This window comes from Zwartia panacis, assembly GCF_030410395.1.
Classification (GTDB): domain Bacteria; phylum Pseudomonadota; class Gammaproteobacteria; order Burkholderiales; family Burkholderiaceae_B; genus Zwartia; species Zwartia panacis.
This window is the reverse complement of sequence record NZ_JAUHHF010000012.1, coordinates 19,627-43,654: the sequence shown is the minus strand read 5'-3', so window position 1 is coordinate 43,654 and position 24,028 is coordinate 19,627. Positions and strand designations below refer to the sequence as shown.

At 43.5% G+C, this 24,028-nt stretch carries 20 protein-coding genes; 18 read left to right on the top strand and 2 right to left on the bottom strand.

Going from position 1 to position 24,028, the window contains the following annotated elements:
- Window position 1 precedes the first annotated feature (1 nt).
- From asnB to QWY30_RS13525, 18 genes are all read left to right on the top strand, one after another.
- Window positions 2-1,984: an asparagine synthase (glutamine-hydrolyzing) gene (asnB, locus tag QWY30_RS13610; RefSeq protein WP_290241870.1), complete on the top strand. Its 1,983-nt coding sequence runs from the start codon at window positions 2-4 to the stop codon at window positions 1,982-1,984.
- 95 nt (window positions 1,985-2,079) lie between these two features.
- The gene (locus QWY30_RS13605) at window positions 2,080-3,237 is read left to right on the top strand and encodes a hypothetical protein (protein ID WP_290241868.1); all 1,158 of its coding nucleotides are present in this window, start codon (window positions 2,080-2,082) and stop codon (window positions 3,235-3,237) included.
- A complete protein-coding gene (locus QWY30_RS13600; RefSeq protein WP_290241866.1) occupies window positions 3,234-4,508 on the top strand; it encodes a glycosyltransferase in 1,275 nt (424 codons plus the stop codon). Before QWY30_RS13605 ends, QWY30_RS13600 begins: the two co-directional genes overlap by 4 nt.
- A gap of 17 nt (window positions 4,509-4,525) precedes the next feature.
- Window positions 4,526-5,740 carry a hypothetical protein gene (locus tag QWY30_RS13595; RefSeq protein WP_290241865.1) on the top strand — a complete coding sequence of 405 codons (1,215 nt, stop codon included), beginning with the start codon at window positions 4,526-4,528 and terminating at the stop codon, window positions 5,738-5,740.
- Between the two features lie 14 nt (window positions 5,741-5,754).
- On the top strand, window positions 5,755-6,681 hold the full coding sequence (locus tag QWY30_RS13590) for a glycosyltransferase family 2 protein (RefSeq protein WP_290241864.1): 927 nt from the start codon (window positions 5,755-5,757) through the stop codon (window positions 6,679-6,681).
- Window positions 6,678-7,814 (top strand): glycosyltransferase family 4 protein, encoded by a 1,137-nt coding sequence (locus QWY30_RS13585; RefSeq protein WP_290241863.1) that lies wholly within the window; start codon window positions 6,678-6,680, stop codon window positions 7,812-7,814. Before QWY30_RS13590 ends, QWY30_RS13585 begins: the two co-directional genes overlap by 4 nt.
- Before the next feature lie 3 nt (window positions 7,815-7,817).
- A complete protein-coding gene (locus QWY30_RS13580; protein WP_290241862.1) occupies window positions 7,818-8,909 on the top strand; it encodes a glycosyltransferase in 1,092 nt (363 codons plus the stop codon).
- Between the two features lie 185 nt (window positions 8,910-9,094).
- On the top strand, window positions 9,095-9,856 hold the full coding sequence (locus QWY30_RS13575; protein WP_290241861.1) for a glycosyltransferase family 2 protein: 762 nt from the start codon (window positions 9,095-9,097) through the stop codon (window positions 9,854-9,856).
- Between the two features lie 6 nt (window positions 9,857-9,862).
- A complete protein-coding gene (locus tag QWY30_RS13570) occupies window positions 9,863-11,101 on the top strand; it encodes a glycosyltransferase family 9 protein (protein WP_290241860.1) in 1,239 nt (412 codons plus the stop codon).
- Window positions 11,102-11,116: 15 nt separating this feature from the next.
- On the top strand, window positions 11,117-12,274 hold the full coding sequence (locus tag QWY30_RS13565; protein WP_290241859.1) for a glycosyltransferase family 4 protein: 1,158 nt from the start codon (window positions 11,117-11,119) through the stop codon (window positions 12,272-12,274).
- Window positions 12,274-13,989 (top strand): O-antigen ligase family protein, encoded by a 1,716-nt coding sequence (locus tag QWY30_RS13560; protein WP_290241858.1) that lies wholly within the window; start codon window positions 12,274-12,276, stop codon window positions 13,987-13,989. Before QWY30_RS13565 ends, QWY30_RS13560 begins: the two co-directional genes overlap by 1 nt.
- Before the next feature lie 189 nt (window positions 13,990-14,178).
- Window positions 14,179-15,399: a glycosyltransferase family 4 protein gene (locus QWY30_RS13555; RefSeq protein ID WP_290241857.1), complete on the top strand. Its 1,221-nt coding sequence runs from the start codon at window positions 14,179-14,181 to the stop codon at window positions 15,397-15,399.
- 21 nt (window positions 15,400-15,420) lie between these two features.
- The gene (locus tag QWY30_RS13550) at window positions 15,421-16,329 is read left to right on the top strand and encodes a dTDP-4-dehydrorhamnose reductase family protein (protein ID WP_290241856.1); all 909 of its coding nucleotides are present in this window, start codon (window positions 15,421-15,423) and stop codon (window positions 16,327-16,329) included.
- A 6-nt stretch (window positions 16,330-16,335) separates the two neighbouring features.
- Window positions 16,336-17,346 (top strand): polysaccharide biosynthesis protein, encoded by a 1,011-nt coding sequence (locus QWY30_RS13545; protein ID WP_290241855.1) that lies wholly within the window; start codon window positions 16,336-16,338, stop codon window positions 17,344-17,346.
- Entirely contained in the window at window positions 17,339-18,475 is a 1,137-nt protein-coding gene (wecB, locus tag QWY30_RS13540; RefSeq protein ID WP_290241854.1) for a non-hydrolyzing UDP-N-acetylglucosamine 2-epimerase, read from the top strand. The genes QWY30_RS13545 and wecB overlap by 8 nt, the downstream gene beginning before the upstream one ends.
- Window positions 18,476-19,444, top strand: a complete 969-nt coding sequence (locus QWY30_RS13535) for a UDP-glucose 4-epimerase family protein (RefSeq protein WP_290241853.1) — start codon at window positions 18,476-18,478, stop codon at window positions 19,442-19,444.
- Entirely contained in the window at window positions 19,444-20,004 is a 561-nt protein-coding gene (locus QWY30_RS13530; RefSeq protein ID WP_290241852.1) for a sugar transferase, read from the top strand. Before QWY30_RS13535 ends, QWY30_RS13530 begins: the two co-directional genes overlap by 1 nt.
- A 12-nt stretch (window positions 20,005-20,016) precedes the next feature.
- A complete protein-coding gene (locus QWY30_RS13525; RefSeq protein WP_290241851.1) occupies window positions 20,017-21,969 on the top strand; it encodes a polysaccharide biosynthesis protein in 1,953 nt (650 codons plus the stop codon).
- Between the two features lie 366 nt (window positions 21,970-22,335).
- On the opposite strand, the gene QWY30_RS13520 is transcribed toward QWY30_RS13525, so the two are convergent.
- Both QWY30_RS13520 and QWY30_RS13515 read right to left on the bottom strand, forming a co-directional pair.
- The gene (locus QWY30_RS13520) at window positions 22,336-23,217 is read right to left on the bottom strand and encodes a transketolase family protein (protein WP_290241850.1); all 882 of its coding nucleotides are present in this window, start codon (window positions 23,215-23,217) and stop codon (window positions 22,336-22,338) included.
- Window positions 23,210-24,028, bottom strand: a complete 819-nt coding sequence (locus tag QWY30_RS13515; RefSeq protein WP_290241849.1) for a transketolase — start codon at window positions 24,026-24,028, stop codon at window positions 23,210-23,212. Before QWY30_RS13515 ends, QWY30_RS13520 begins: the two co-directional genes overlap by 8 nt.

Sequence of the window (24,028 nt, the reverse complement as noted above, 5' to 3'; positions counted from 1 at the left end):
CATGTGCGGAATCATTGGACGCATTCATAAAAGATCATTTGATGCATCAAGCAATGCATCAAATGACGTCCATACATCGCACACGTCACATTGGCCAGCATTACCTGAGAAAGATATTCTCAGACTGTCACATCGTGGACCTGATGGGATAGGGCAGTATTCAGATGAGCATATTCAATTTGGTCATGCAAGGCTATCGATCATTGACCTAAGTGACGCTGGTCACCAGCCGATGCTGAGCCAGGATGGCAGATATGTAGTGACGTATAACGGTGAGATCTACAACCACCTAGAGCTTCGCTCAGAGCTAGAGTCTCTGGGTGAAACGTTTATCAGCCATTCAGATACAGAAGTTTTATTGGTTGCCTATAAAGTCTGGGGCAACAATTGCGTGAAGCGCTTTCGTGGCATGTTTGCTTTTGCCATTTGGGATAGGCAAGAAAAGCTTGTTTATTTAGCAAGAGATCGTTGCGGTGAAAAGCCGCTGTTCTATCATTTCGATCAACAGTCTTTGATTTTTGCTTCTGAGCTCAAAGCGCTGATTCCATTGCTGGATAAACGACCGGAGCTAGATTCATCCGTTGTAGATATGTATCTACATTATCAATATGTTCCTGAACCCTACACCTTATTGCAGGGTGTGCATAAACTCGCTGCAGGTCATTCAGTTTCCCTCCATGTGAAGCAGTGGACGTTCGATCCCCAAGCATATTGGTCTGTAGAGAACGTGATCGATCCCATCCCAAGTTCAACAGATTCCAAATTGATTCTCCCGGCCATTCGAGACGCTCTGGAGGATGCGGTCAAAATGACCTTGCGGTCTGATGTCCAGGTAGGGGTTGCTCTATCTGGTGGTATTGACTCAGGGATGATCGCTGCGCTGGCACAAAAAAACTACCCAGAGCCTATGCACGCATTTTGTGTTGGCTATCCCGGCCGACCTGCCTATGATGAGCGTGCGCAGGCTCGCACGTTAGCAGAGTCTTTGGGCATGATTGTTCATGAGGTCGAGTTGCCGGTAGATAGCTTTGTTGATTTTTTTCCAGAGCTCGTCACGGTGATGGATGAGCCGATTGCGGATCCTGCTGCCTTTGGCCATTATGCTGTCCCGCGCGCTGCAGCTGATCAGGGTATCAAGGTTTTATTGTCAGGGATTGGTGGTGATGAGGTTTTTTGGGGCTATCCCTATGTGACACAGTCTGTTGAGTTAAATCAGCAGTTGCTGGATCACCCTTCGATCAAGTTTGCAGCGCAGTGGCTGGGTTCGACCAGCGCACAGCTGTTTTTGAATAAAGTCGCACACTATCCGCATGCACATCCAACGATTAAGAAATGGGCAGCTATCCTGCAAAAAGTAGGTGATACACACAACCCCTCTGAGCAGTTGATGTATTACATGCTCCATCCGGATTTTGATGGTCCTTTTGCGCTTAAAGCGGAAGTATATGGGTCTGCGATGCACTCGCTTGGCCCGGATTCGCTTTTCAAGCCAACCGCCATTGGTTTGCGCTCGAGAGAAAAAATCCCTGCTGCCGTCATCCGTATGTTGTTTGATACTTGGTTGACTTCAAACTGTTTGTCGCTAGGTGACCGCGTTGGGATGGCGGTTGGGGTTGAAACCCGAATGCCGTTTTTAGATGCAAAGTTAATTGAGCTCGTGATGCAACTCAGGGCCAATCATCCTGATCATGCACTCGGTCAAAAAGCCTGGTTGCGTGCTGCATTAAAGGGCGTTTTGCCAGATGAGGTACTCAGTCGACCCAAAGCCGGTTTTCAGCCTCCTTTACAGGAGTGGCTTTCCGGAGTGGTTGGCCGGTATGGGGAGATGCTGAGCAACGGGCAACTCGTTCACTCAGGTGTACTGGCTGCAGATAAAGTTGCACATTTGCTTGAAAACATAGCCAAACGCAATTGGACTGGGTTGTTCTTTACCTACAAGCTCTTGCTATTGGAGATGTGGTACCAAAGGGTGGTGGCGAGATGAATCATCTATCAATGACCCAGCCAACATCAAGGTTGCCAAGTATTCTCCTTTACAACCCCATCTCAGGTCACGGCCATTTGGACTCGTGGAATGCGATGTTTATCTCGATCTTGCTGGATGCCGGATGGTACGTCAATGCGATGACACCAGATGCACAGGATTTAACACGGCGGCTCAAGTCTAAAAACCAAGCATACTTGGAAAGACTGTGTGTGTTGGACTGGAATGTGTTGCGCCCAAGTTTTGCTCAACGCGTATTGGGTCGATTGCAGAGAATGATTGGTATCCAATCTCGCAATCAACACAATACAAATGATTTAGACCCCAGATTTCTGGATCCTGTTGAATTCGGACGTCGTATCAACGCTTCGATCAAACAATGTAAATGGCCACCTTCGTTTGTGTTCAACATGTACATGGATATGTATCCCAGTGACGGGGCGAGATGGTTGCAGTTTGAAAGCTCAAATAAACTGCCATGGGCGGGTATTCGATTTGTACCGACACCCGAGTATTCGGAAATTTATTACGCTCAAACAGCTCTCAAGGGAATGTGTTTCCTAGACGAGAGCGTTTGCGAGCAGGCGCAGCGGGCAATGCCTCGCAAAGTATTTGGTTACCTACCTGATATTACTGAAAACGCGTTGCCTTTAACTGAAAGTGCACTTGTTCGTGAGATCAAGGATAAAGCACGAGGCCGCAAAATCGTATTTATGGGCGGCACGATCGGTGGCAATAAAAATCTTGCATGCTGGTATCAGCTGATTCATCAGGCAGATGCACGAGAGTTTTATTTTGTACAGATTGGAGAAATGTTTGAGGACACCTTAACAAGTGAAGATGTGCTTGAGTTGGCAAAAATCAAAAGACAATGCCCAGAAAATCTATACATCAAACTTGAGTACTTGCCTGATGAGGCAATGTTTAACGAGGTCATCCAGACAAGCGACATCATTTTTGCTGTCTATCGAAACTTTAAAATCAGTAGCAATATGCCTGGCAAAGCTGCCGCTTTTAGTAAGCCCATCCTTGTCGCTGAAGGATATTTAATGGGCGAGCGCGTTTCACAGTATGGCATTGGCTTGACAGTCCCTGAGCATAACGTTGACGCGATGTTGACTGCCATGACTACCCTCGTTCAAACAGCAGGATCGATGGGAAATCAGTTTGAATATTATCGGCGTGATTTTAGTCTTCGGGCGCTGGGCCAGCATCTGATCGGCTTTCTTAAAAAGTGTATGTCAAACGCATGAAGATCCTTCACCTTTCAACGGACGACTTTAGTGGTGGAGCCTCGAGAGCCGCATATCGTTTACATACTGCGCTGTTGCAACATGGTATCGACAGCACCATGCGCGTACTGTCGCATCAGACGGCGAATGACAAGGTTATCGCAGGCCGAGGTCCACGCACTTTTATTGAAAAAGTAAAAGGTCGTATTCAGAAAAAACTACGCGCCTTCACCGAGCGTAACTGGAAAACAGATAACTTGATCATGCACTCGTTTGGTCTGGTGAGCGCAGGGATTGTTGAGGAAATTAATCGTTGCGATGCGGATGTGGTGAATCTGCACTGGATCGTCAATCTGCTCTCGATCGAAGATGTTGGGAATATCCGCAAGCCTATTGTTTGGACCCTGCATGATATGTGGGCGTTTTGTGGTGGAGAGCACGTCGCGGATGATGACAAAGCCTCCAGGTTCAGAGTGGGGTACCTACCCGATAATAGGCCTGCAGGTGAGTCCGGCCCAGACCTCAATCGTCAGGCCTGGGAGTCCAAGAAAAAATGCTGGGTCGATCAGAACTTCAATATCGTGACACCTGGGCGCTGGATGGCAGGTTGCGCAAAAGATAGCGTGCTGTTTCGAGATGCTTCGATCACAGTCATTCCTAATCCAATCGAGATGGAGCATCTTTGGCGACCAATCCCAAAAGATTTTGCACGGCGTGTGTTGGGATTGGATCAAAGCAAGAAATATGTTTTGTCTGGCTCCGCAGGGGGAATGCCTCATCTCAAAGGCGAGGATCTCCTCAAGCAAGCGATGGCCAAGGTGGTTGCAAGTGAACCTGACAACATTGAGTTGTTGATTTTCGGTCAGTATCAGCCGGTCATTTCACATGATTGGCCTTGCAAAGTACGTTGGCTTGGTCCTGTTCGCGATGATCATGTCATGACATTGATTTACTCTGCAGCAGATGTGATGATGGCGCCATCGAGAGTCGATAATTTACCCAATACTGCAATTGAGGCCCACGCCTGTGGTATTCCTGTTGTTGCTTTCAATATCGGTGGTCTGCCCGATATCGTTGATCACGAGCAGAGCGGTTGGTTAGCGCCTGCCTTTGACATCGATAGCCTTGCAAAAGGGATGCTTTGGGTACTAAGTGATCCCGTGAGATGGAAACACCTTTCCCATACAGCTCGAAAAATAGCAGAAGCCCGTTTCTCCCCTAATGTCGTTGTAGAACAGTATTTGCGTACTTACGAGCAAGCACTGGTCAGATCGTCACATAGGGCAAATTAAGCGGGATCTTAAAACGTATGAATAAAAACGGATACATCCTGCTCTATAACCCGATTTCAAATGAAGGCCATCTTGACTCCTGGCATGTACTGTTTATTGATTTAGTGTCGAAATCCGGTTTTGGGGTGATTGCTGTTTGCAATGATCCTGAGGGCTTGCGTTTAAAGCTCAAGCATAAGGGCATCAATGAGTCAGATTATCTGGTCGTTTTAGATGCAACGGGTCGAACGACAGGCCCTCACTCAATGCTTAAAAAGTTTTGGCATAGGTGTCATGCTTTGTATGGCAGGTTGATGTTTCGCCAACGTAAAACATCTCTCGATCCCGCTTTATTCTTTGATCGCGTTAATCAGCTGATCGATAGGTATACGGGACAAATCCGTCTTGTTTTTAATATGTATGTTGATGCCTATCCTTCAGATCCCCAGTATTGGAAGAACCTGAATTTTTTAAATAGTTTGCCGTGGGTAGGGCTTTGCATTACGCCAGGTGCCCACCCTTCTGAAGGATACTATTCCCTGCATACTTACAAGGGAACGTGTTTGCTTGATGAGGCTATTTGTAAGACCTATCAGCAGGAAATGCCAGGGCGCATTTTTGAATTTTTACCAGACATCACTGAAACCGCCCTTCCTGAACAACGAAGCGCATTGGCAAACGAAATTCTTTCATTCGCTGCAGGTAGAAAAATCGTTTTTATGGGCGGATCGATTGGCAAACAAAAGAACTTGGCCCGTTGGTATGATTTGATCGGTCTCTCTGATCAAAGCCAGTGGTTTTTTGTTCAAATGGGTCGGATTAATACAAACAATCTGACGCTTGAGGATGAATCCGCACTAAAAAAAATACAGGACCATCCACCAGAGAATCTATTTATTTATCCAGAATACGTGAAAGACGAACGGATTTTCAATGAAATCATCTCAATTTCAGATGTGATTTTTGCTGTGTACCGTGATTTTTCACGCAGTAGCAATATGCTTTCAAAGGCGGCGTATTTTGAAAAGCCGATAATGGTTGCTGAAAACTGCTTGATGGGGCAACGTGTCAGTCACTACAAAATTGGGCTAGCTGTAGATGCAGATGAGACTTCTAGCATTTATAGCGGTTTAATATCGCTATTGGATCTTGATAATATTAAAGATAACTTTGCTGCGTATCGAAATGATTTCAGTGAAGTTGTTGTCCAAAACAAGCTTTCAGCGTTTATTCACAAAAGTTTACAAAATTAAAAACGAAAGGCACTATGGCTGATTTTCAGCTCACGACACCTGTCGCTTTATTAATCTTTAATCGTCCTGATACAACCGAGCGTGTATTCAGAGAGATTGCAAAGGCTAAGCCACCCAAGCTATTGGTTGTGGCGGACGGACCGCGCGCGAATAGAGCTGGAGAATACGAAAAATGTCAGCAGACACGCGCAATTATTCAGAAAGCTGATTGGGACTGTGAGGTCATCACAAACTTTTCTGAAAATAATATGGGCTGTAAATTACGAGTCGCGAGTGGGATTGACTGGATTTTTGAACAGGTTGAAGAGGCCATCATTCTCGAGGATGACTGTTTGCCAGAGCCCAGTTTTTTCCGGTTTTGCGAAGAAATGCTTGAGCGGTACAGACACAATGACCGTGTCAGTATGATTTCTGGCGGAAATCTACAGTTCGGACGACAGCGTGGCGGCGGGAGTTACTATTTTTCTCGCTACACCCACATATGGGGCTGGGCTTCCTGGCGCAGAGCCTGGCAGCACTACGATAGAGATATCAAGCAGTGGCCGCAGTTTAGAGACGAGGGCTGGATTGAAGTCTTATTCCCTAATAAAGGTGAGCAAGAGTACTGGCGCAATTCATTTGAGATGGTCTACGACGGATCACTGGATACATGGGATTGCTCTTGGACGTTCACTGCTTTATTAAGAGGCATGCTCCAGGTTGTGCCTAACGTGAATTTAATTTCGAATATTGGTTTCGGGCCAGAGGCTACGCATACCCATGAGGTGGGTATTCATGCAAATATGCCGACGCAGCCGATCGCCTTTCCACTTGCTCATCCAAATTTCGTGTTGCAAGACCCTGAAGGTGATCGCTTTATCTCTGAGGATCAGATTGCTCCATCATTTGTAAAAAGACAGCTTCGTAAAATTAACAAACAATTTTCACGGTTAATTAAATGAAAATTGCTTTTGATCATCAAGCGTTTACCTTACAAAAAACGGGTGGAATTTCACGGTATTTTTGTCGGCTGGCAGATCACTTAAGTGACTCAAATGACTCAGGTGTTTGTAATGTAGATGTTGGTATTTTTGCTCCGCTATATAGAAATCAATATCTACGAAAACTCCCGCAGTCGATCGTTCATGGCTATGCGATTACTGATTACCCACTTAAAACAGCTACGGTTTGTGTGACAGCTAATCGTTTGCTCGCAAGAAAATCAATTAAAAACTGGCAGCCTGATATTGTTCATGAGACATATTATTCATCAAAGATAATCGCTCCGCCTGCCTGCCCAGTAGTGTTGACAGTTTTCGATATGATTAGTGAGTTAGATTTGCTTGCTAAAGGCTATTCAAATTCCGAATTGAAAACTACTGAAAAATATAAGTCTGTGATGCGTGCAGACCATGTGATTTGTATTTCACACAGTACTAAGAAAGATCTTATGGATATATTTGAGATCTCTTCTGAAAAAGCTTCTGTTGTCTATCTGGCTTGTGATCCTCCAGAGAATGAAGAGGCTTGCATCTCTAAAGAATCAAATCAACGTCCCTATCTCTTATACGTTGGGTTGCGCGAGGGCTATAAAAACTTTACTGGATTATTGCGTGCAATATCGTCATCACAGAAAATAATGAAAGAGTTTGATTTAGTTGCCTTTGGCGGCGGGAATTTTAATGCCGAGGAACAGAATTTAATTAAAGAGTTAGGCTTCAGCGTAGGCCAAGTTAAGCAACTCGGTGGTGAAGATGAGGTATTAAATAACTTGTACAAAAAAGCCGCAGCACTTGTATACCCGTCCATCTACGAAGGCTTTGGTTTGCCGCCACTAGAGGCAATGTCGCACCAGTGCCCAGTCATTAGCAGTAACACTAGTGCTATGCCTGAAATTATCGCTCAAGCGGGGGAATATTTTGACCCTCGTTCAACTGAGAATATGACTGCTGCGATTGAAGCCGTTGTGTTGTCCTCATCACGAACGCAAGAACTTATAAATATAGGATTAGCTAGAAAAAAACATTTCAATTGGGAGCGATGTGCACAAGAAACTCTCGGCGTTTATCGTGCATTAGCACCCGTGGTTCAATAGATCATGAAAGTTCTCTACTTGTATACAGAACTTCTCGGCTATAACCTGCCGATTTTTGAAAAACTAGTGAATGACTACGGCGCGACGGTTGACGTTATTCACTGGAGTCAAAATAAGCTAACTCCATTTGTACCAAGCGCGAATACAGACAGTACAAAAATTACATTTCATGATCGATCTGCTTTCACTCCCAAAGCAATCGTTGATTTCGTCACTGAGCTTTCACCTGATCTGGTTTACGTGACGGGTTGGATGGATCGTGGCTATTTCCCAGCCTTGCGCAAGTTAAAGTCAAAGGGAGTGACGATCGTTGCGGGTTTGGATAGTCAGTGGACGGGATCTGTGCGGCAACAAATAGGCGCTTTATTAATTCGCTGGGTTTATAAAAAACTCTTTTATAACTATGTGTGGGTACCTGGCCCTTTACAGTACGAGTATGCAAGACGTATTGGCTTTAAAAAAACAGAAATCATTTGTAATTTGCTGAGCGGAAATTCCGATTTGTTTAGCCTGGCAGCTGCAGCACTAGATCAGGAAAAACTGAACAATTATCCTGAGACTTTTCTGTATGTCGGTCGCTTTGCGAAGGCAAAAGGTATCGATATCTTGATTCAGGCCTTTGATCTGTATAAAGAAAAATACAAAGGGACTTGGAAACTAAACTGTATCGGAAATGGTCCACTGCATGACGATTTAATAAGTGCTGCCAAACGGAATGACGGTATTACTGTAGAGTCATTTTTGTCTCAATCAGACCTCGTCACGCGTGCGAAAAATGCAGGCGCTTTTATATTGCCTAGTCGCTATGAGCCGTGGGGTGTTGTCGCCCACGAGTTTTCAACGGCTGGATTACCTCTTATATTTTCAGAGAGAGTGGGTGCGAGGCCCCAGTTTTTGATTGATCATTTAAATGGTTATACCTTTTATAATGACTCACCCCAAGACCTTGCTTACCAAATGCATTTGATGTCGAGCCATAATGTCACAAAGCTCATACAGATGGGTCATATGAGTGCGCATTTAGCAAGCCAAATCACACCTGAAATCACGACGGCTAGTTTGATGTCAGTAAAAACTAGAGAAATGAGGTATTAACGATATAAATACGCATAGCTTTTGCGAAGAAAGATAACGATAACATTGGTATACAACATCGGTTGATCTTGCAGATGCAAACGCGTTCATTTTAATTCGCGTATAAAGTTTTTTATCTCATCATTCTCAAAAAATAAATTAGCTTTTCACGTTCATATAAATAAAGTCGCAATCACTCACTCAAGATGAAAATCTCAATTGTCACTATTTCTTTTAATCAGAAGAAATATCTTAGGGAATGTATTGACTCAGTCCTCGAGCAAAAGGAGTGTGAGGTTGAGTATATTGTGGTCGATCCTGGGAGCACGGATGGAAGTAGGGAGTTGATCGAATCTTACGGTGATCGGATAGTGAAAGTTTTTGACTCGGACAGTGGACCTGCCGATGGATTACACAAAGGTTTTAGTCACGCAACAGGCGATATATATGGATTTATCAATTCTGATGACTATTACTTGCCAAATGCACTAAGCAAAGTTAAAGAATTCTTCGATTGTCGCAACACAAATTGTTTCATGACAGGACAAGGCTATTCAGAAGATGCGTTTGGCATAAGAACACCGATTGCTCCTAGTGTCTTATCTGCCCGAGAAATGCTACATCGTTCGGCTGTCGTGTTTCAACAATCCACATTTTTCCCTGCGTCGTTGTATGAGAAGGTTGGAGGTATCAACACTCTAAATCGTACATGCTGGGACTATGAATTATTTTTAAATTTTCTACAGCATGGAGCCGAGCATTTTATTGATAAAAATGAACTTGCTGTTTTTAGGCTTTATGCAGATTCGATCTCAGGATCTGGTAGATTGAAAAAGCGATATTTTCAGGAACTTGATGAAATTTTCTTAGGAGCTCTTGGCAGGAAGCGAAGTTATTTTGACAAAATACTCACAATTTATCTCAGAACGAAACGTCAAATTTTGAAACGATTCATACAGGTCTCTTAAAAATCTATGCGAATCGTAACCAATGTATTGATCAAATTAAAAAAAGTACCGCCACGACTCCATAAAATACGGCGTATGTTTTTTGTATGGTTTTATCATCGTATTACTTTGATATTGACTGAGCAATACTGGCTAATTGATTATTTGCCAAAAAAGAAAGCCGTTTGTGAAACTGTTCTGCTTGTTAGACTTGACTTGATTGGTGATTTTGTTATTTGGCTTGATGCAGCGAAAGAACTTAAGAATTTGTATCCAAATAAGCGACTTGTTTTATATGCAAATAAAACTTGGTCAGTACTTGCAACACGCTTGCCATACTGGGATGAAGTTGTCGCAGTGGATGTACCGCGGTTAAGAACAGACGAGTCATATCGACTCAAATTATTATGTGCCACGCGAAGGCTGGGCTTCACGACAGTCATACATCCAACCTATTCGAGAGAATATGTTGTTGATCTCATTGTTCGCGCATCTGGCGCTTCGAATCGAATTGGACACCTAGGGGATTTAAACAACATTTCAGCTAGTCACAAAATGATTACTGATACTTGGTACACAACACTGGTGCCATGTGGCACTTCTCCTCCAATCGAGCTAAATACAAATGCTGAACTGATTAGGAAGCTAGGCAATATTAACTTCCGAAGTCACATTCCTGTGATTCCGGCGTTTGATGAATTTCCCCATGCATTAGATTTACCCGAACGCTATAGTGTCATTGTGCCAGGTGCGTCTTGGGCACCAAGAATGTGGCCCATTGAAAATTTCGTCGAAATTATTCTGTATTTACAGAAACAAGGACTCACTACGGTATTGTGCGGAACAGACTCAGAGCAAGCGCTTTGTAAACAAATCGCGGCTCAAGCCGAGATCAAGGTGATGAATATTGCGGGTAAAACAACATTACTTCAGATGATAGAAGTTATTCGTCACGCACAATTGGTTATTGCAAATGAGTCGTCTGCCATTCATATTGCGGCGGCTGTAGCAGTTCCGTCAGTTTGTATATTGGGAGGCGGGCATTTTGGTAGATTTCTTCCATACAATCCTGAGGCGGAGGACATTAACCGACCCAAGCCAATATCCGTGTTCAGTTCAATGGAATGTTTTGGTTGTAGATGGCGCTGTCATTACCCGCTGGACGAGCTGGGTGCGGTGCCGTGCATCGCTCATGTCGGTACAAAACAAGTTATCGATGCATGTGGTATGGCTCAGCGACATGAAATCCACATCAATCAGTCATGAAAACAGGAGTCATTCATGCGGGCAATAAATGTTGCTGTTGATGCTTCGCGCGTTCGCTCGGGCGGCGGCATTGCCCATTTAGTTGGAATACTTGATTTAGAGAGAATCGATATTTATGGAATTAAATTCATACACTTGTGGGCATATCAAAAGCTATTAGATTCTGTGCCAAATAAGCCGTGGCTCATCAAACATCATCCTCCTGAAACAGAGATGTCCATTGCTCATCAACTGTATTGGCAATCTAAGAAGTTAAGTTTAGAAATCAAGGCTCAAGATTGCCAAGTATTATTTACAGCGGAAGCAAGTACTGTATGCCAATTCAAACCAATGGTTGTCCTAAGTCAGAACTTATTACCATTTGAAAAAGGTACTTTACGTTTATTTGGTTTGAGTATGAATAGATTTCGCCAGGAATTTATTCGTTTAGTACAGAAAAGAGCATTTCGCTATGCAGATGGAAATATTTTTCTTACACGCTATGCTGCGAGCTGTGTACAAGATGTGACGGGAAAACTTTCTGAGACAAGGGTTATCCCGCATGGGGTGAGCGACGTTTTCAGAAGGGATGTCGTGCCAAGAATCTGGCCAAAGAGCTCCGATCATCCGATTCGATGTTTGTATATCTCACCCGTGTTTGAATATAAACATCAATGGGTTGTTGTCAGCGCTATCAAGCGATTGCGGGATCAGGGTCATAACTTACAACTGACTCTTGTAGGCGGTGGGGGACAACGCGCTAAAAAAATACTCGAAAAACAAATATCAATTTCAGATCCAGATAATGAGTTTGTTGAAGTCCTGGAGTTCTTGCCCCCCGACAGAATCCCAGATTTTTTTGCTCAAGCTGATCTTTTTATTTTTGCTTCTAGTTGTGAAACTTTTGGCATCACCTTATTAGAAGCGATGGCGTCCGGATTGCCGATTGCATGCTCAGATCGGAGCAGTTTGCCCGAAGTATTGCAAGATGGGGGTGTTTATTTTGATCCTACAGAGGACACGTCAATAGCAGAAGCTGTTGGAACGTTAATTTCTAATTCAGAGTTAAGAAAAAATTTATCAGTTAAAGCGAGAGCGCTCTCAGAGGCATATACCTGGCCAATCTGTGCAAAACAAACGTGGCAGTACATCGTTGAAGTTTATAAAAAAACAGTTAATGGACAAGTTAAATAATGTTTAATACCGCAGGCCATTCTGCCAATCGTTTAACTTATCCAGTGCGTATTTGCCAACAAATAGGCATCTATTTATCTTGGAGTGCCTTGCTCATAACGGGTTTATCACTCGCTGTAGTGCTAAGTAGTTATGTGTTTTCACTCTTTCAGCCTGTGAGATGGCCGACGCTCACTTACTTTAATTTAGCTTTACTGATTGGTGTTGTATCAAGGAAGTGGTCAATTTTTTTTGTGATTTTTTCATTACCACTTGCAACGGCCTTCCATGAACAAATTCAACATTTTTACAAACCTGCTGTTCCATACTTTGTTGCTTATCCCAGTATAGATATTATCGCTGGCTTCACTGTGGGTGGTTTTTTAAGAGAAATATTTCAATATAGGAAATTTTCAATTTCCAAATTAGCGCCACCTTGGCCGCTGGGGCTGTTATTGATCATACTCGTGTGTTCAACTGCAGTCGCTATTTCTAGAAATTTTTGGCAATCTGCATCATCCTTTAATTGGCAAGAATTAATTTTAAGTCTTTTGCATTTTAAGCTGCTTAGCAAAAGCAATGACTTTGCACCCGTAGCAGATATGATTGTCTACAGTTTTGCAGGTTTGGTCGTCATTATTATTTCAGAGGCACTACGTAATAATAGGGATAGAGATGCAATTGTTTTTAAACCGGTAGTAGTCGCAGTAATAGTCTCTGCCAGTTATGGGATATTTCAAGCATTTTCAAAGATAGGATTGCCTGCCGCAACAATTGCATATCGTCCCGAAAGCATTGGCTATGGCGCGGTTGGTTTTCAGTCAGATATTCACTCATTTGCTGCGCATATGTTACTTGGTGCGGTAGGACTCATTGGATTTCTTGTTCGGGCCGATCACAAATATTGGCGGTACATCACGATTAGTGCAATTGTATTGAGTTGGATCGCCATTGTTTTAAGTAAATCAAGGGCTTCACTTTTCTTAGCCTGTATAACAATATTTATTATATTTATATATAGGTTAAAAGAAAAGCGAGAAAATTTATACAAGAATGGAATTTATTTTTTAGTATTAATCGCTTCTGTACTGATCATTATTTTTTATTCAGGTCATTATTTATGGATAAAGGAACTGTATAGTGCGATCACTAATCCCGATTTAAATGGTTTTGAAGCGTTTAATGAGCTTTCTAGATGGAGATTAGAGTTTCACTCGGCGGCAATACGCATGTCCAGTCAGTACCCTTGGTTTGGTGTGGGGAACGGTGAGTTTTTTAGGCTTTCGTCTGTGCTTGAGTTTAGTAACTCCCTCGCCATGGTGCGAGCGGGAGGTGAGAATGCACATAACTATTTTTTGCAAACCCTAGCAGAAGTTGGGATTGTAGGAATATTGAGCTTTATGATTGTTTTCCTATGGCCATTTTTCAATGTTAAAAAAAGAGTCGTTCTTATTCCCGTCACTTATGGGATATTTTCTTTATTTCTTGGGAATCTCTATTCACACTCGTTTTTGCTTCGAGAAAATCTAATACTGCTAAGTGTATTTGTGGGATTACTTTATTCTTATGCATGGAAGCAAAAAAGAAGTATGTTTTTTTACTCCCAGACGATAGAAAGACAATATTTAATAATAATTTTTTTTGGTATTGCCTTCATATTAACCCTATTAGGTGTTGTTAACGAGGTTATACACTCCTTTGGAAAACTTCCTTTTATTTATGGATCGTATAAATAAAAATTAGTTAGGAAATTTTTTAACCTTCACAGTATGTTGCGTCTTACCAGGGAGTGTAACGATGGAAATCAAGTGGCATCAGTCTGTCTTGAGACGTAGTCATAAAAATATTCTTATGCACATCCTTAATATCGATCTTGATATTAAACATCTTAATTCACCGAATACATACGCAAAACAGTGTCAAACATGAAGGTTTTAGTTTTAACTCAATATTTTTGGCCCGAATCATTTCGTATAAACGAAGTTGTGGAGTCATTAATTGCCGTTGGATGCCAAGTCACTGTATTGACTGGACAACCGAACTATCCACAAGGCAAGGTTTTCAAAGGATATCGAGCCTTTGGTTTTGGATCAGAGTTGCACAAAACTGGCTACAAGATTGTGCGTGTGCCCCTTGCTGCTCGCGGTAAGGCCGGAGCATTTGGATTAATTGCTAACTATCTGTCATTTGTTTTCAGCACATCGCTCATTGGCCCAATGCTACTGAAAGGCCAGCAATTTGACATTATTTTTGTTTATGCGCCGTCTCCCATCATCCAAGCAATTGGTGCCCTATTAATAGGCAAAATTAAAAAGGCTAAAGTAGTTGTTTGGATTCAGGATCTTTGGCCTCAAAGTCTTGAAGCAACTGGCTTTGTTAAAAATAAATTTCTTTTAGCATCCGTTTCTAGTGTTGTGAGGTGGATTTACCGTAAAAGTGATTTGTTACTTGTCCAGTCGCAGGCATTTAGTCCTTCGGTACAAAAAATGGCCGGAACAACGCCAGTCCGCTATCATCCAAACCCAGGTGAAATTGCTTTTGCTAGCTTTGACAACTCTCAGACTGTTGCCTTGCATCTAGACGATGGCTTCAACGTCGTCTTTGCAGGAAATCTCGGAACAGTGCAGGCGCTCGATACAGTCATCAGCGCCGCTCAAATTCTATTGCCCTATCCTGAAATTAAAATTATTTTAGTTGGTAGCGGAAGTTTGAGCGCATGGCTCGCATCAGAAATTCAGCGAAGAAACATTAGTAACGTTGTTATGCCCGGAAGATTTCCCGTTGAAGCAATGCCCGGCATATTGAATCAGGCCTCCGCACTTCTGGTGAGCTTGTCAAAAAATCCGATCATGAGTCAAACAGTACCTAGTAAAATTCAGGTATATCTCGCAACCGGTAAGCCTATCATCGCCTGCCTAGATGGCGAAGGTGCAAGAATCATTGAGCAAGCAGGCGCAGGTTTAGCATGCGAGGCCGAAAATGCCCCTGAACTTGCTCAACGTATCCTGACTTTATACCAATTACCAAAAGAAACACTAAAGGAAATGGGCAATGCAGGTCTCAAATTTTACGAGTCTCACTTTGAGCCCAACACGCTAGCTGAAAACCTAAAAAAACATTTTGAATTAGTTTTAACTAATAAATAACTAAATAGCCTCATATTGATTATGCATTCCAAATCCGTCGGGACAAACTTAAAAACGAAAATCCTTGTTTTAGGTGTATCGGGGATGCTTGGTAGTGCAATCTTTCGTGTCTTTTCTCAAGACACGCAAAAATTTACGCTCTCAGGAATGGCTAGATCTGATCGCGTCAAAAGCTACCTGCCTAAGGAGTTGCAACAAAATATAGTTTGGGGGATCGATGTAGAAAACATTGATGCTCTTACTCAACTACTCGCGAGAACAACACCTGACATTGTGATTAACTGTATTGGGTTAGTCAAACAACTAAAGGAAGCAAATGATCCCTTTAGTAGCATTTCAATTAATGCTTTGTTTCCCCATAGGCTTGCGAGACTTTGCAAACTCGTCGATGCAAAACTCATTCATATCAGTACCGACTGCGTTTTTGACGGTTCGCGTGGCATGTACTCAGAAAATGATAATCCTGATGCACAAGATTTATATGGCCGTAGCAAATTACTTGGTGAAGTAGATTATTCAAACGCTATCACCCTCCGAACCTCAATTATTGGTCACGAAATGCAAAGTGCTCATGGTTTGGTCGGATGGTTTTTATCACAATCAGGTTCTGTAAAAGGTTACAAACGCGCCTTATTCTCGGGACTACCCACAGTTGAATTAGCAACAGTCATCAGAGACTATGTTATTCCACGTCCTGAATTGCATGGCGTCTTTCACGTTTCTGCATCCCCAATCAATAAATTTGATCTTCTCAGTCTAATTGCTGAAATCTATCAAAAATCTATCGTGATAGAGCCCGATGAAAATCTTGTCATTGATCGCTCTCTTGATTCAAGTAGGTTCCGAAATCTGACCGGTTACAAACCACCTTCCTGGGCAGAGTTAATTCGTCGCCAGCATGCATTCCATTTAAATGATCCTACGGGCTAGAAACAAATGTTTAAAGACAAAATTCTTTTAATCACTGGCGGTACCGGATCATTTGGAAATGCCGTACTGAGTCGACTTCTCAATTCTGACCTCGCCGAAATTCGCGTTTTTAGTCGTGACGAAAAAAAACAAGAGGATATGCGTCTCCATCAGAAAAATGACAAATTAAAATTTTATATTGGAGATGTTCGGGAGTACGACAGTATTTACGACGCATTGCGAGGCGTAGATTTTGTGTTCCATGCGGCTGCGCTCAAGCAAGTTCCTTCTTGTGAGTTTTATCCGATGGAGGCCATGCGCACCAATGTTCAGGGCGCTGAAAATGTGATGCGAGCTGCAATTGACCAGCGTGTGAGCCGTTGCGTCTTACTTAGCACTGATAAAGCTGTGTACCCAATTAATGCAATGGGCATATCCAAAGCGCTCATGGAAAAAGTCATGGTGGCAAAATCTCGGTTGTGTGATCCCGCCACAACCGTGTTGTCTGCGACACGTTACGGCAATGTCATGGCTTCGCGCGGTTCAGTCATTCCTCTTTTTCTTGATCAACTACGACAAGGAAAGCCAATCACCGTGACAGACCCGAATATGACGCGTTTTCTAATGTCGCTTGAAGAGTCGGTCGATCTGGTTTTATATGCTTTTGAGCATGCGCGTCCAGGCGATATTTTTGTTCAAAAGGCGCCTGCTTCAACGGTAGGAGATCTTGCTCATGCCATGACATCATTATTTCCTAACAAAAGTGAAATTAAAGTGATCGGTACAAGACATGGTGAAAAACTGTATGAATCACTCGTATCACGGGAAGAGATGGCAAGAGCTGAAAATCTTGATAATTACTATCGAATCCCTGCAGATGCACGAGATTTGAACTATGACAAATATTTTGTAGAAGGTGAAACACAAATTGCTAATTTTGATGATTACACCTCGCACAATACACAGCGACTGAATGTTCAACAAGTGAAAGATGTTTTACTAAGCTTGCCGATGATTCAGGAGGCAATCGGTGAATAAACTCAAAGTAATGACAGTAGTTGGAACGCGGCCAGAAATCATTCGTCTATCAAGAATCATTCCAAAACTTGATCAGTTTTTTGATCATCTTCTTGTCCATACAGGTCAAAATTATGATTATGAGTTGAATGAAGTTTTTTTCTCTGAGCTTGCCATCCGAAAACCTGATGTTTTTATGGAGGCAGCTGGAGAGACCGCGGCCGAAACAATAGGTCAAATTATTATTGCTACCGACAATCTCATTGAAAAATACTCACCGGACGCTATTTTGATTTTGGGCGACACCAATAGCAGTTTGTCAGCTATTTCTGCAAAGCGCCGCAAGGTCCCAATTTTTCATATGGAAGCAGGTAACCGTTGTTTTGATTTTCGTGTCCCCGAAGAAATTAATCGTCGCATCGTAGACCATATCGCGGATATCAATCTTACCTATAGTGAAATTGCGCGAAACTACCTCCTTCGCGAAGGTCTTCCAGCAGATCAAATTATTAAAACAGGCAGTCCATTACGTGAGGTGATTGAATACTATCGCTCCGAAATCAACGCATCACAGGTCCTGTCGACGTTAAACTTACAAGAGCAACAGTATTTTTTAGTCAGCGCTCATCGAGAAGAAAACGTTGATTCTCTTGAAAATCTGCGTAAATTATTTTTATTGTTAGACAAGCTCGTTGAAAAATACAATTTACCTGTGATTGTTTCAACGCATCCAAGAACGCGTAAACGCATTGAGGAAGCCGGTCTGGTTGCCGCACCGCTTGTAAAGTTTCAAAAACCTTTTGGTTTTCTGGATTATATTCATCTACAACAAGGTGCGCGAGCAGTTTTGTCTGATAGTGGGACAATCACTGAAGAGTCCTCGATTTTAAATCTACCTGCACTCAACCTTCGCGAGGTACATGAGCGTCCCGAGGGCTTTGAAGAAGCCGCGGTCATGTTTGTAGGCCTAGATATCGATCGTGTCATGCAGGGCCTCGCTGTTCTCGAACAACAGTCTCGCGGAGATGACAGATCGTTAAGGCTTGTCGCTGACTATTCGCCCGACAATGTTTCTGACAAAATCGTCAGAATCATACAAAGTTATACGGACTTTGTTAACCGCAGGGTTTGGCATAAAGTGCAACATTAAATGACTGCAGTTATGCACAATTCAAGAATCCTAGTAACTGGCGCTTCTGGCTTTATTGGCAAGGCGCTCACCTCACGCCTACTAACATTTGTCGATCCTTCCAACATTGTCGTTACGACACATCAAAATTTCATGCATGATCTGCCGTGCAGGCACTTTAATCTTGCACTCGCTTCAACGACCCAATGGGATGCCGCGTTAGATGATGTAAAAGTCATTATTCATTGCGCTGCCAGAGTCCATGTCATGAATGAAACATCAGCAGATTCTCTTGGCATGTTTCGCGCCATCAATGTTGAAGGCACACTAAATCTTGCACGCCAAGCTGCAGCCAAGGGTGTCAGGCGGTTCATTTATTTAAGTTCTGTAAAAGTAAACGGGGAATTAACCACAGCAAATCATTTTTTTTCCCCCGATGACACGCCTGATCCAAAAGATGCTTATGGAATTTCAAAAATGGAAGCGGAATACGGATTACAAGTCATCGCGAATGAAACGGGTATGGAGTTGGTTATTATTCGACCACCACTTGTGTATGGACCCGGTGTTAAAGCAAATTTTTTAAGTTTGATACGCTTGATATCTAAGGGGATTCCATTACCACTAGGCGCTGTTTTGCATAATCGCCGTAGCTTCGTTTCCCTCGATAATTTGGTAGATCTTCTTATATGCTGTGTTGATCATCCTGCTGCCGCAAATGAAATATTTATGGTGAGTGACGGAGAAGATATCTCCACCACAACCCTTCTTATTGCATTAAGCAACGCAATGGGTAAGAGACCAAGGCTACTACCCATACCCCCTATATTGTTGAGATTTTTCGCACGTCTCCTTGGAAAAAAATCCCTCACCGACAGACTACTTGGAAATTTGCAAGTGGATATTTCAAAAACGACACAACGCCTAAATTGGAGACCTTGCATGAATACCCGCGAAGGTTTGGAGCTCCTTTTTATGAAGGCAAGTTAATGAAACGTTTTTTTGACATATTTCTATCTCTACTAAGCATGATAGTTTTATTGTTACCGATGCTTATAGTTGCCTTACTAGTAAAACTAACATCTAAAGGGCCTATCATTTATCTTAGCGAGCGCGTGGGTCAAGGTAATAAATTATTTCGCATGCCAAAATTTAGAAGCATGCGTATCGATACACCGGTAGTTGCCACTCACTTACTCCAGAATCCAACAGATTTTTTAACTCCAGTTGGTTCTTTTATCAGGAAAAGTAGTCTTGATGAACTCCCTCAGTTATGGAGTATTCTGATTGGTGACATGTCCTTTGTTGGTCCACGACCGGCACTTTTCAACCAAACTGATTTGATTGAGTTACGCACAAAGCATGGCATCCATAAATTAGTGCCCGGTTTGACAGGATGGGCACAAGTTAACGGGCGGGACGAACTTCCTATCGTTGAAAAAGTTGCACTTGACGCAGAGTATGCTAGACGTAAATCAGTGCGTTTTGATATCTTAATACTATCGTTAACGGCGCAAAAAGTTTTGCGCCGTGACGGCATCTCTCACTAATTGGCAATTTTTATGCTCAGCACAAGTGCAACATCCTCCATTCTTGAATTACCTCGCGCTGCGAAACGCCTGGTAGTTGTCGCCGTGGATGCTTGTCTTTGCGTATTAACAGTCTGGTTCGCTTTTTATTTACGTTTAGGAGAATTTGTTTCTCTTTCCGGACCTCCAATCAAAGCAGCCATTTTTTCTATCGCTTTGGCGCTGCCAATATTCATGTTCTGGGGTTTGTATCGCGCCATTTTTCGATATTCCGGATGGCCAGCTCTCAAGGCTGTCACAAAAGCCACTGCATTATATGGGTTGGTGTATGCAACTATTTTTACTGCTATTAGTTTCGACGGTATTCCTAGAACAATTGGATTAATACAGCCTATCCTGCTCCTCTTGGCTATTGGTGCATCGCGCGCCATTGCAAGTTATTTTCTTGGTGGTGCGTATCAGAACTTACTCAAAAGATCTTCCTTGCCGAGAGTCTTAATTTACGGTGCCGGCACTTCTGGTCAACAGCTTGCTGCTGCAATGGCAAACAGTCAAGAAATGCGTGTCGTTGGCTTTTTAGATGACAATTTGCGACTTCATGGGCATGTCATTAACGGACTGCCCATTCATAACCCAGCCGATTTGAATAGAATAATTGTTTCATTACGCATTAGTGATGTCTTACTGGCGTTACCTTCAATTAATCGAAAAAGGCGAAATGAAATCCTCAACGAGATGCTCAAAGCGCGTGTTTCTGTTCGCACGCTTCCAAGCGTCACGCAGTTAGCGCAAGGTAGAGTAAGTACATCTGATTTAATTGAGTTGGATATTGATGATCTTCTTGGTCGTGAAATGGTCGCACCTGATGACGCCTTATTAAATCTTCACGTAAGTGCTAAGGTTGTTCTCGTCACTGGAGCGGGTGGATCCATCGGAGGTGAAATCTGTCGACAAATTTTTAAACTCCATCCCTCGGTTTTATTATTGATCGAACAAAACGAATATTCTCTTTATACAATTCATCAGGAACTCGTTTCTGCAGCTACACATTCAAATGTCGAAATAATTCCTTTACTTTCATCCGTTCAAAATACCGTACGTATGAGTGAAATCATGCATACGTGGAAGCCGGATACTGTTTATCACACGGCCGCATACAAGCATGTTCCGCTCGTTGAACATAATCCTGTCGAGGGCATAAAAAATAATGTCATAGGCACATTAACCGTTGCCAAGGCTGCTGTAGCTCATGGCGTATCTAATTTTGTTTTGATTAGTACAGATAAAGCTGTCCGCCCCACGAACATCATGGGAGCCAGTAAACGTCTTGCCGAAATGATATTGCAAGCAATGGCCCAAATGTCTAACTGCAATAGCCTAGATACTTTTGCTCAAAGCACTACTTTTTCGATGGTCCGTTTTGGCAATGTCCTTGGATCCTCTGGTTCAGTTGTCCCAAAATTTCGTCAACAAATCCGTGATGGAGGGCCTATTACTCTTACCCATCCTGAAATCACCCGTTACTTCATGACGATTTCCGAGGCTGCACAGCTAGTTATTCAGGCTGGCGCTATGGCTCAGAGTGGTGATTTATTTGTTTTAGATATGGGTGAGCCCGTAAAAATTATCGATCTTGCAAAGAGAATGATTGAGCTTTCCGGCCTAACGTTAAGAAGTGCTGACAACCCCGATGGGGATATTGATATTCAAGTCACAGGTTTACGCCCTGGAGAAAAGCTATATGAAGAGCTTCTGATTGGCGAGAATCCAAAAATAACGACACATCCAAGGATTATGAAGGCTCATGAAGAGTACCTTCCATGGCAAGAGTTAGAAACAAAACTCGAGTTATTGAAATCTGACTTGGATAAAAACGATATCGTAGCGCTAAGAGCCATATTGGTTGAGTTGGTGTCAGGCTATGTTCCTGATGGCAAGATTGTTGACTGGATCACACTTGAGCAAATAGACCCAAGGTGGCATTAAGCGAGCTTAAGAGGCTCTAAAAAAGCGGTTGTTATGTAGAGTTTCCTAAGTGTGAGGGAGTTCTTCATTAATAAGTCGCGATATACCAATAGTCAGATTATGGCTGCTTTGATGTAGATCTCTTACTGCTGCCAGTGCGGGCGATTAGGGTATTAAGACAATCTATGACTTGGCAAGGTAAGCTATCGATTACTTGTTGCGACAGCGGACCTAAATATGTCAGTGCTCAAATCTAGGGTTGGTCGATGTCTTGGGTAATCACGACAGACTTAATATATCCTTGGGTGGATTAACAGCAAAGCAGCGGTTGACCTTGGCCGTATAGATTCTGCCTTGATCGACTCTGAAAAGAGGAGGATTAACCCGTCACTCGCTTAACCCCCCATAAAGATTAAGCACTGCTTGGGATCCCACAGTGCCACAGACGCGGGGATCAAGCGCCTCAATCTTGAGTCGTTCCGTTGGACCACCATTTTTAGCGACCGCCTCGAGCAACCACGAACCAAAACCACCATCGTAAAGATGATCCTCCATTGTCGTTACGTACTTATAGCGTGTGACCTGTTGTGCCTGCATCGGTTTATTCTCCATGCTCCAAAGTGGCAGCGAATGCACGGCAGGACGCGTGCCCTCTGTTTTTTTCTGGAGCTCAATCGCATGGGCGAGCGTAGCGCCGGTTGTCAAGAACGTTGCTTCTGAGCTGCCAGGTGAAACTTCAAGCCACAAACCTGGTTGTACAGCAGGTACCTGTTCATGGAAGCACGGCTCTCCAGCTTTACCCAAGCGGAGGTATGAAGGACCTGGATTCTCGACCAGATAGCGCATACAGGCTCGGGTCTCCATCGGATCACCCGGCGCAGCGATTAGCATGTTAGGAAGCGTGCGCATTAGCGCGTAGTCCTGCACTGCATGATGTGAGTAGCCTAAAGCACCGTAGGCCAAACCGCCTCCCACCGCTACTATTGTTACCGGTAGATTGTGATACGCCACATCGTTGCGGATCTGCTCTGCGCAGCGGAAGGTGGGAAAGTTAGCAATTGAGTAGGTAAAGACATGATAGCCCTCTGATGCCATGCCGGCGGCTAATCCAGTCATATTCTGCTCGGAGACGCCTGCGTTTATAAAGCGGTGAGGGAATTCGTCAGCGAAAGGCTCTACAACCGAATAGCCCAAGTCGCCCACGATCAGTGCGATCTTTGGATGCTGGCGTGCTAGCAGCACTAACTCCTGAATGAAGGCATTACGCATGGTTCAACTCTCCCAGTGCCAAAGCAAGCTGGTCCGTTGACGGTGATTTGTAATGCCATTCGACGCTATTCTCCATAAAGCTGACGCCCTTGCCCTTTATTGTGTGGGCAATCAAGAAGGAGGGCTTGCCAGCCTTCAAGTTGAGCTGTGAGAAAAGCTTTCGTAATGCGCGATGGTCGTGGCCATCAACTTCGTGGACAGCCCAGCCGAATGCGCGGGCCTTGTCGGCCAGAGGCTCTATCCGTAGCGTCTTGTCTACAGTCGTCAGACTCTGTAACTTGTTGTAATCGACGATTGCAACAAGGTTATTCAGATGATGATGGGCCGCGAACATCATTGCCTCCCAGTTCGATCCTTCTCCCAGTTCACCATCACTAAGTAGTACAAAGGTGCGCCAGTCCTGTTTAAGCCGCTTTGCTGCCAGTGCTTTGCCGGCACCAAAGGGTAAGCCATGGCCGAGCGAACCAGTCGAGAATTCAACGCCCAAAACTTTGTGACTGATATGGTTCATTAGCGCCGAATGGTCTTGTCCGTAGGTTAGTAGATCCTTGATGGGAAAGAAGCCAGTTTCTGCCAATGCAGCGTATACGGCTACACAAGCGTGGCCTTTGCTCAAGATAAAGCGGTCGCGCCAAGGTGCTGTCGGTTCACGTGGAGCTAGCTTGAGTGTTTGAGCGTACAGGACGGCCACGATGTCGCAGATGGAGAGGGCTGACCCGATATGGGAAGCCTTCGCGCGGTGTACCATCTGCAGCGCCTGAACACGCATGCGGCGCGCTAAATCGCTGCTGTCGATATTGAGAATATTCAT

Excerpts from the sequence above, each read along its gene's own strand:
- asnB (WP_290241870.1), top strand. The coding sequence starts at position 2 with ATGTGCGGAATCATTGGACGCATTCATAAAAGATCATTTGATGCATCA.
- QWY30_RS13520 (WP_290241850.1), bottom strand. The coding sequence starts at position 23,217 with ATGCGTAATGCCTTCATTCAGGAGTTAGTGCTGCTAGCACGCCAGCAT.
- QWY30_RS13525 (WP_290241851.1), top strand. The coding sequence starts at position 20,017 with ATGCTCAGCACAAGTGCAACATCCTCCATTCTTGAATTACCTCGCGCT.
- QWY30_RS13565 (WP_290241859.1), top strand. The coding sequence starts at position 11,117 with ATGCGGGCAATAAATGTTGCTGTTGATGCTTCGCGCGTTCGCTCGGGC.
- QWY30_RS13600 (WP_290241866.1), top strand. The coding sequence starts at position 3,234 with ATGAAGATCCTTCACCTTTCAACGGACGACTTTAGTGGTGGAGCCTCG.
- QWY30_RS13555 (WP_290241857.1), top strand. The coding sequence starts at position 14,179 with ATGAAGGTTTTAGTTTTAACTCAATATTTTTGGCCCGAATCATTTCGT.
- QWY30_RS13535 (WP_290241853.1), top strand. The coding sequence starts at position 18,476 with ATGACTGCAGTTATGCACAATTCAAGAATCCTAGTAACTGGCGCTTCT.
- QWY30_RS13560 (WP_290241858.1), top strand. The coding sequence starts at position 12,274 with ATGTTTAATACCGCAGGCCATTCTGCCAATCGTTTAACTTATCCAGTG.
- QWY30_RS13595 (WP_290241865.1), top strand. The coding sequence starts at position 4,526 with ATGAATAAAAACGGATACATCCTGCTCTATAACCCGATTTCAAATGAA.
- QWY30_RS13570 (WP_290241860.1), top strand. The coding sequence starts at position 9,863 with ATGCGAATCGTAACCAATGTATTGATCAAATTAAAAAAAGTACCGCCA.
- QWY30_RS13580 (WP_290241862.1), top strand. The coding sequence starts at position 7,818 with ATGAAAGTTCTCTACTTGTATACAGAACTTCTCGGCTATAACCTGCCG.
- QWY30_RS13515 (WP_290241849.1), bottom strand. The coding sequence starts at position 24,028 with ATGAATATTCTCAATATCGACAGCAGCGATTTAGCGCGCCGCATGCGT.
- QWY30_RS13545 (WP_290241855.1), top strand. The coding sequence starts at position 16,336 with ATGTTTAAAGACAAAATTCTTTTAATCACTGGCGGTACCGGATCATTT.
- QWY30_RS13530 (WP_290241852.1), top strand. The coding sequence starts at position 19,444 with ATGAAACGTTTTTTTGACATATTTCTATCTCTACTAAGCATGATAGTT.
- QWY30_RS13585 (WP_290241863.1), top strand. The coding sequence starts at position 6,678 with ATGAAAATTGCTTTTGATCATCAAGCGTTTACCTTACAAAAAACGGGT.
- QWY30_RS13605 (WP_290241868.1), top strand. The coding sequence starts at position 2,080 with ATGTTTATCTCGATCTTGCTGGATGCCGGATGGTACGTCAATGCGATG.
- QWY30_RS13575 (WP_290241861.1), top strand. The coding sequence starts at position 9,095 with ATGAAAATCTCAATTGTCACTATTTCTTTTAATCAGAAGAAATATCTT.
- QWY30_RS13550 (WP_290241856.1), top strand. The coding sequence starts at position 15,421 with ATGCATTCCAAATCCGTCGGGACAAACTTAAAAACGAAAATCCTTGTT.
- QWY30_RS13590 (WP_290241864.1), top strand. The coding sequence starts at position 5,755 with ATGGCTGATTTTCAGCTCACGACACCTGTCGCTTTATTAATCTTTAAT.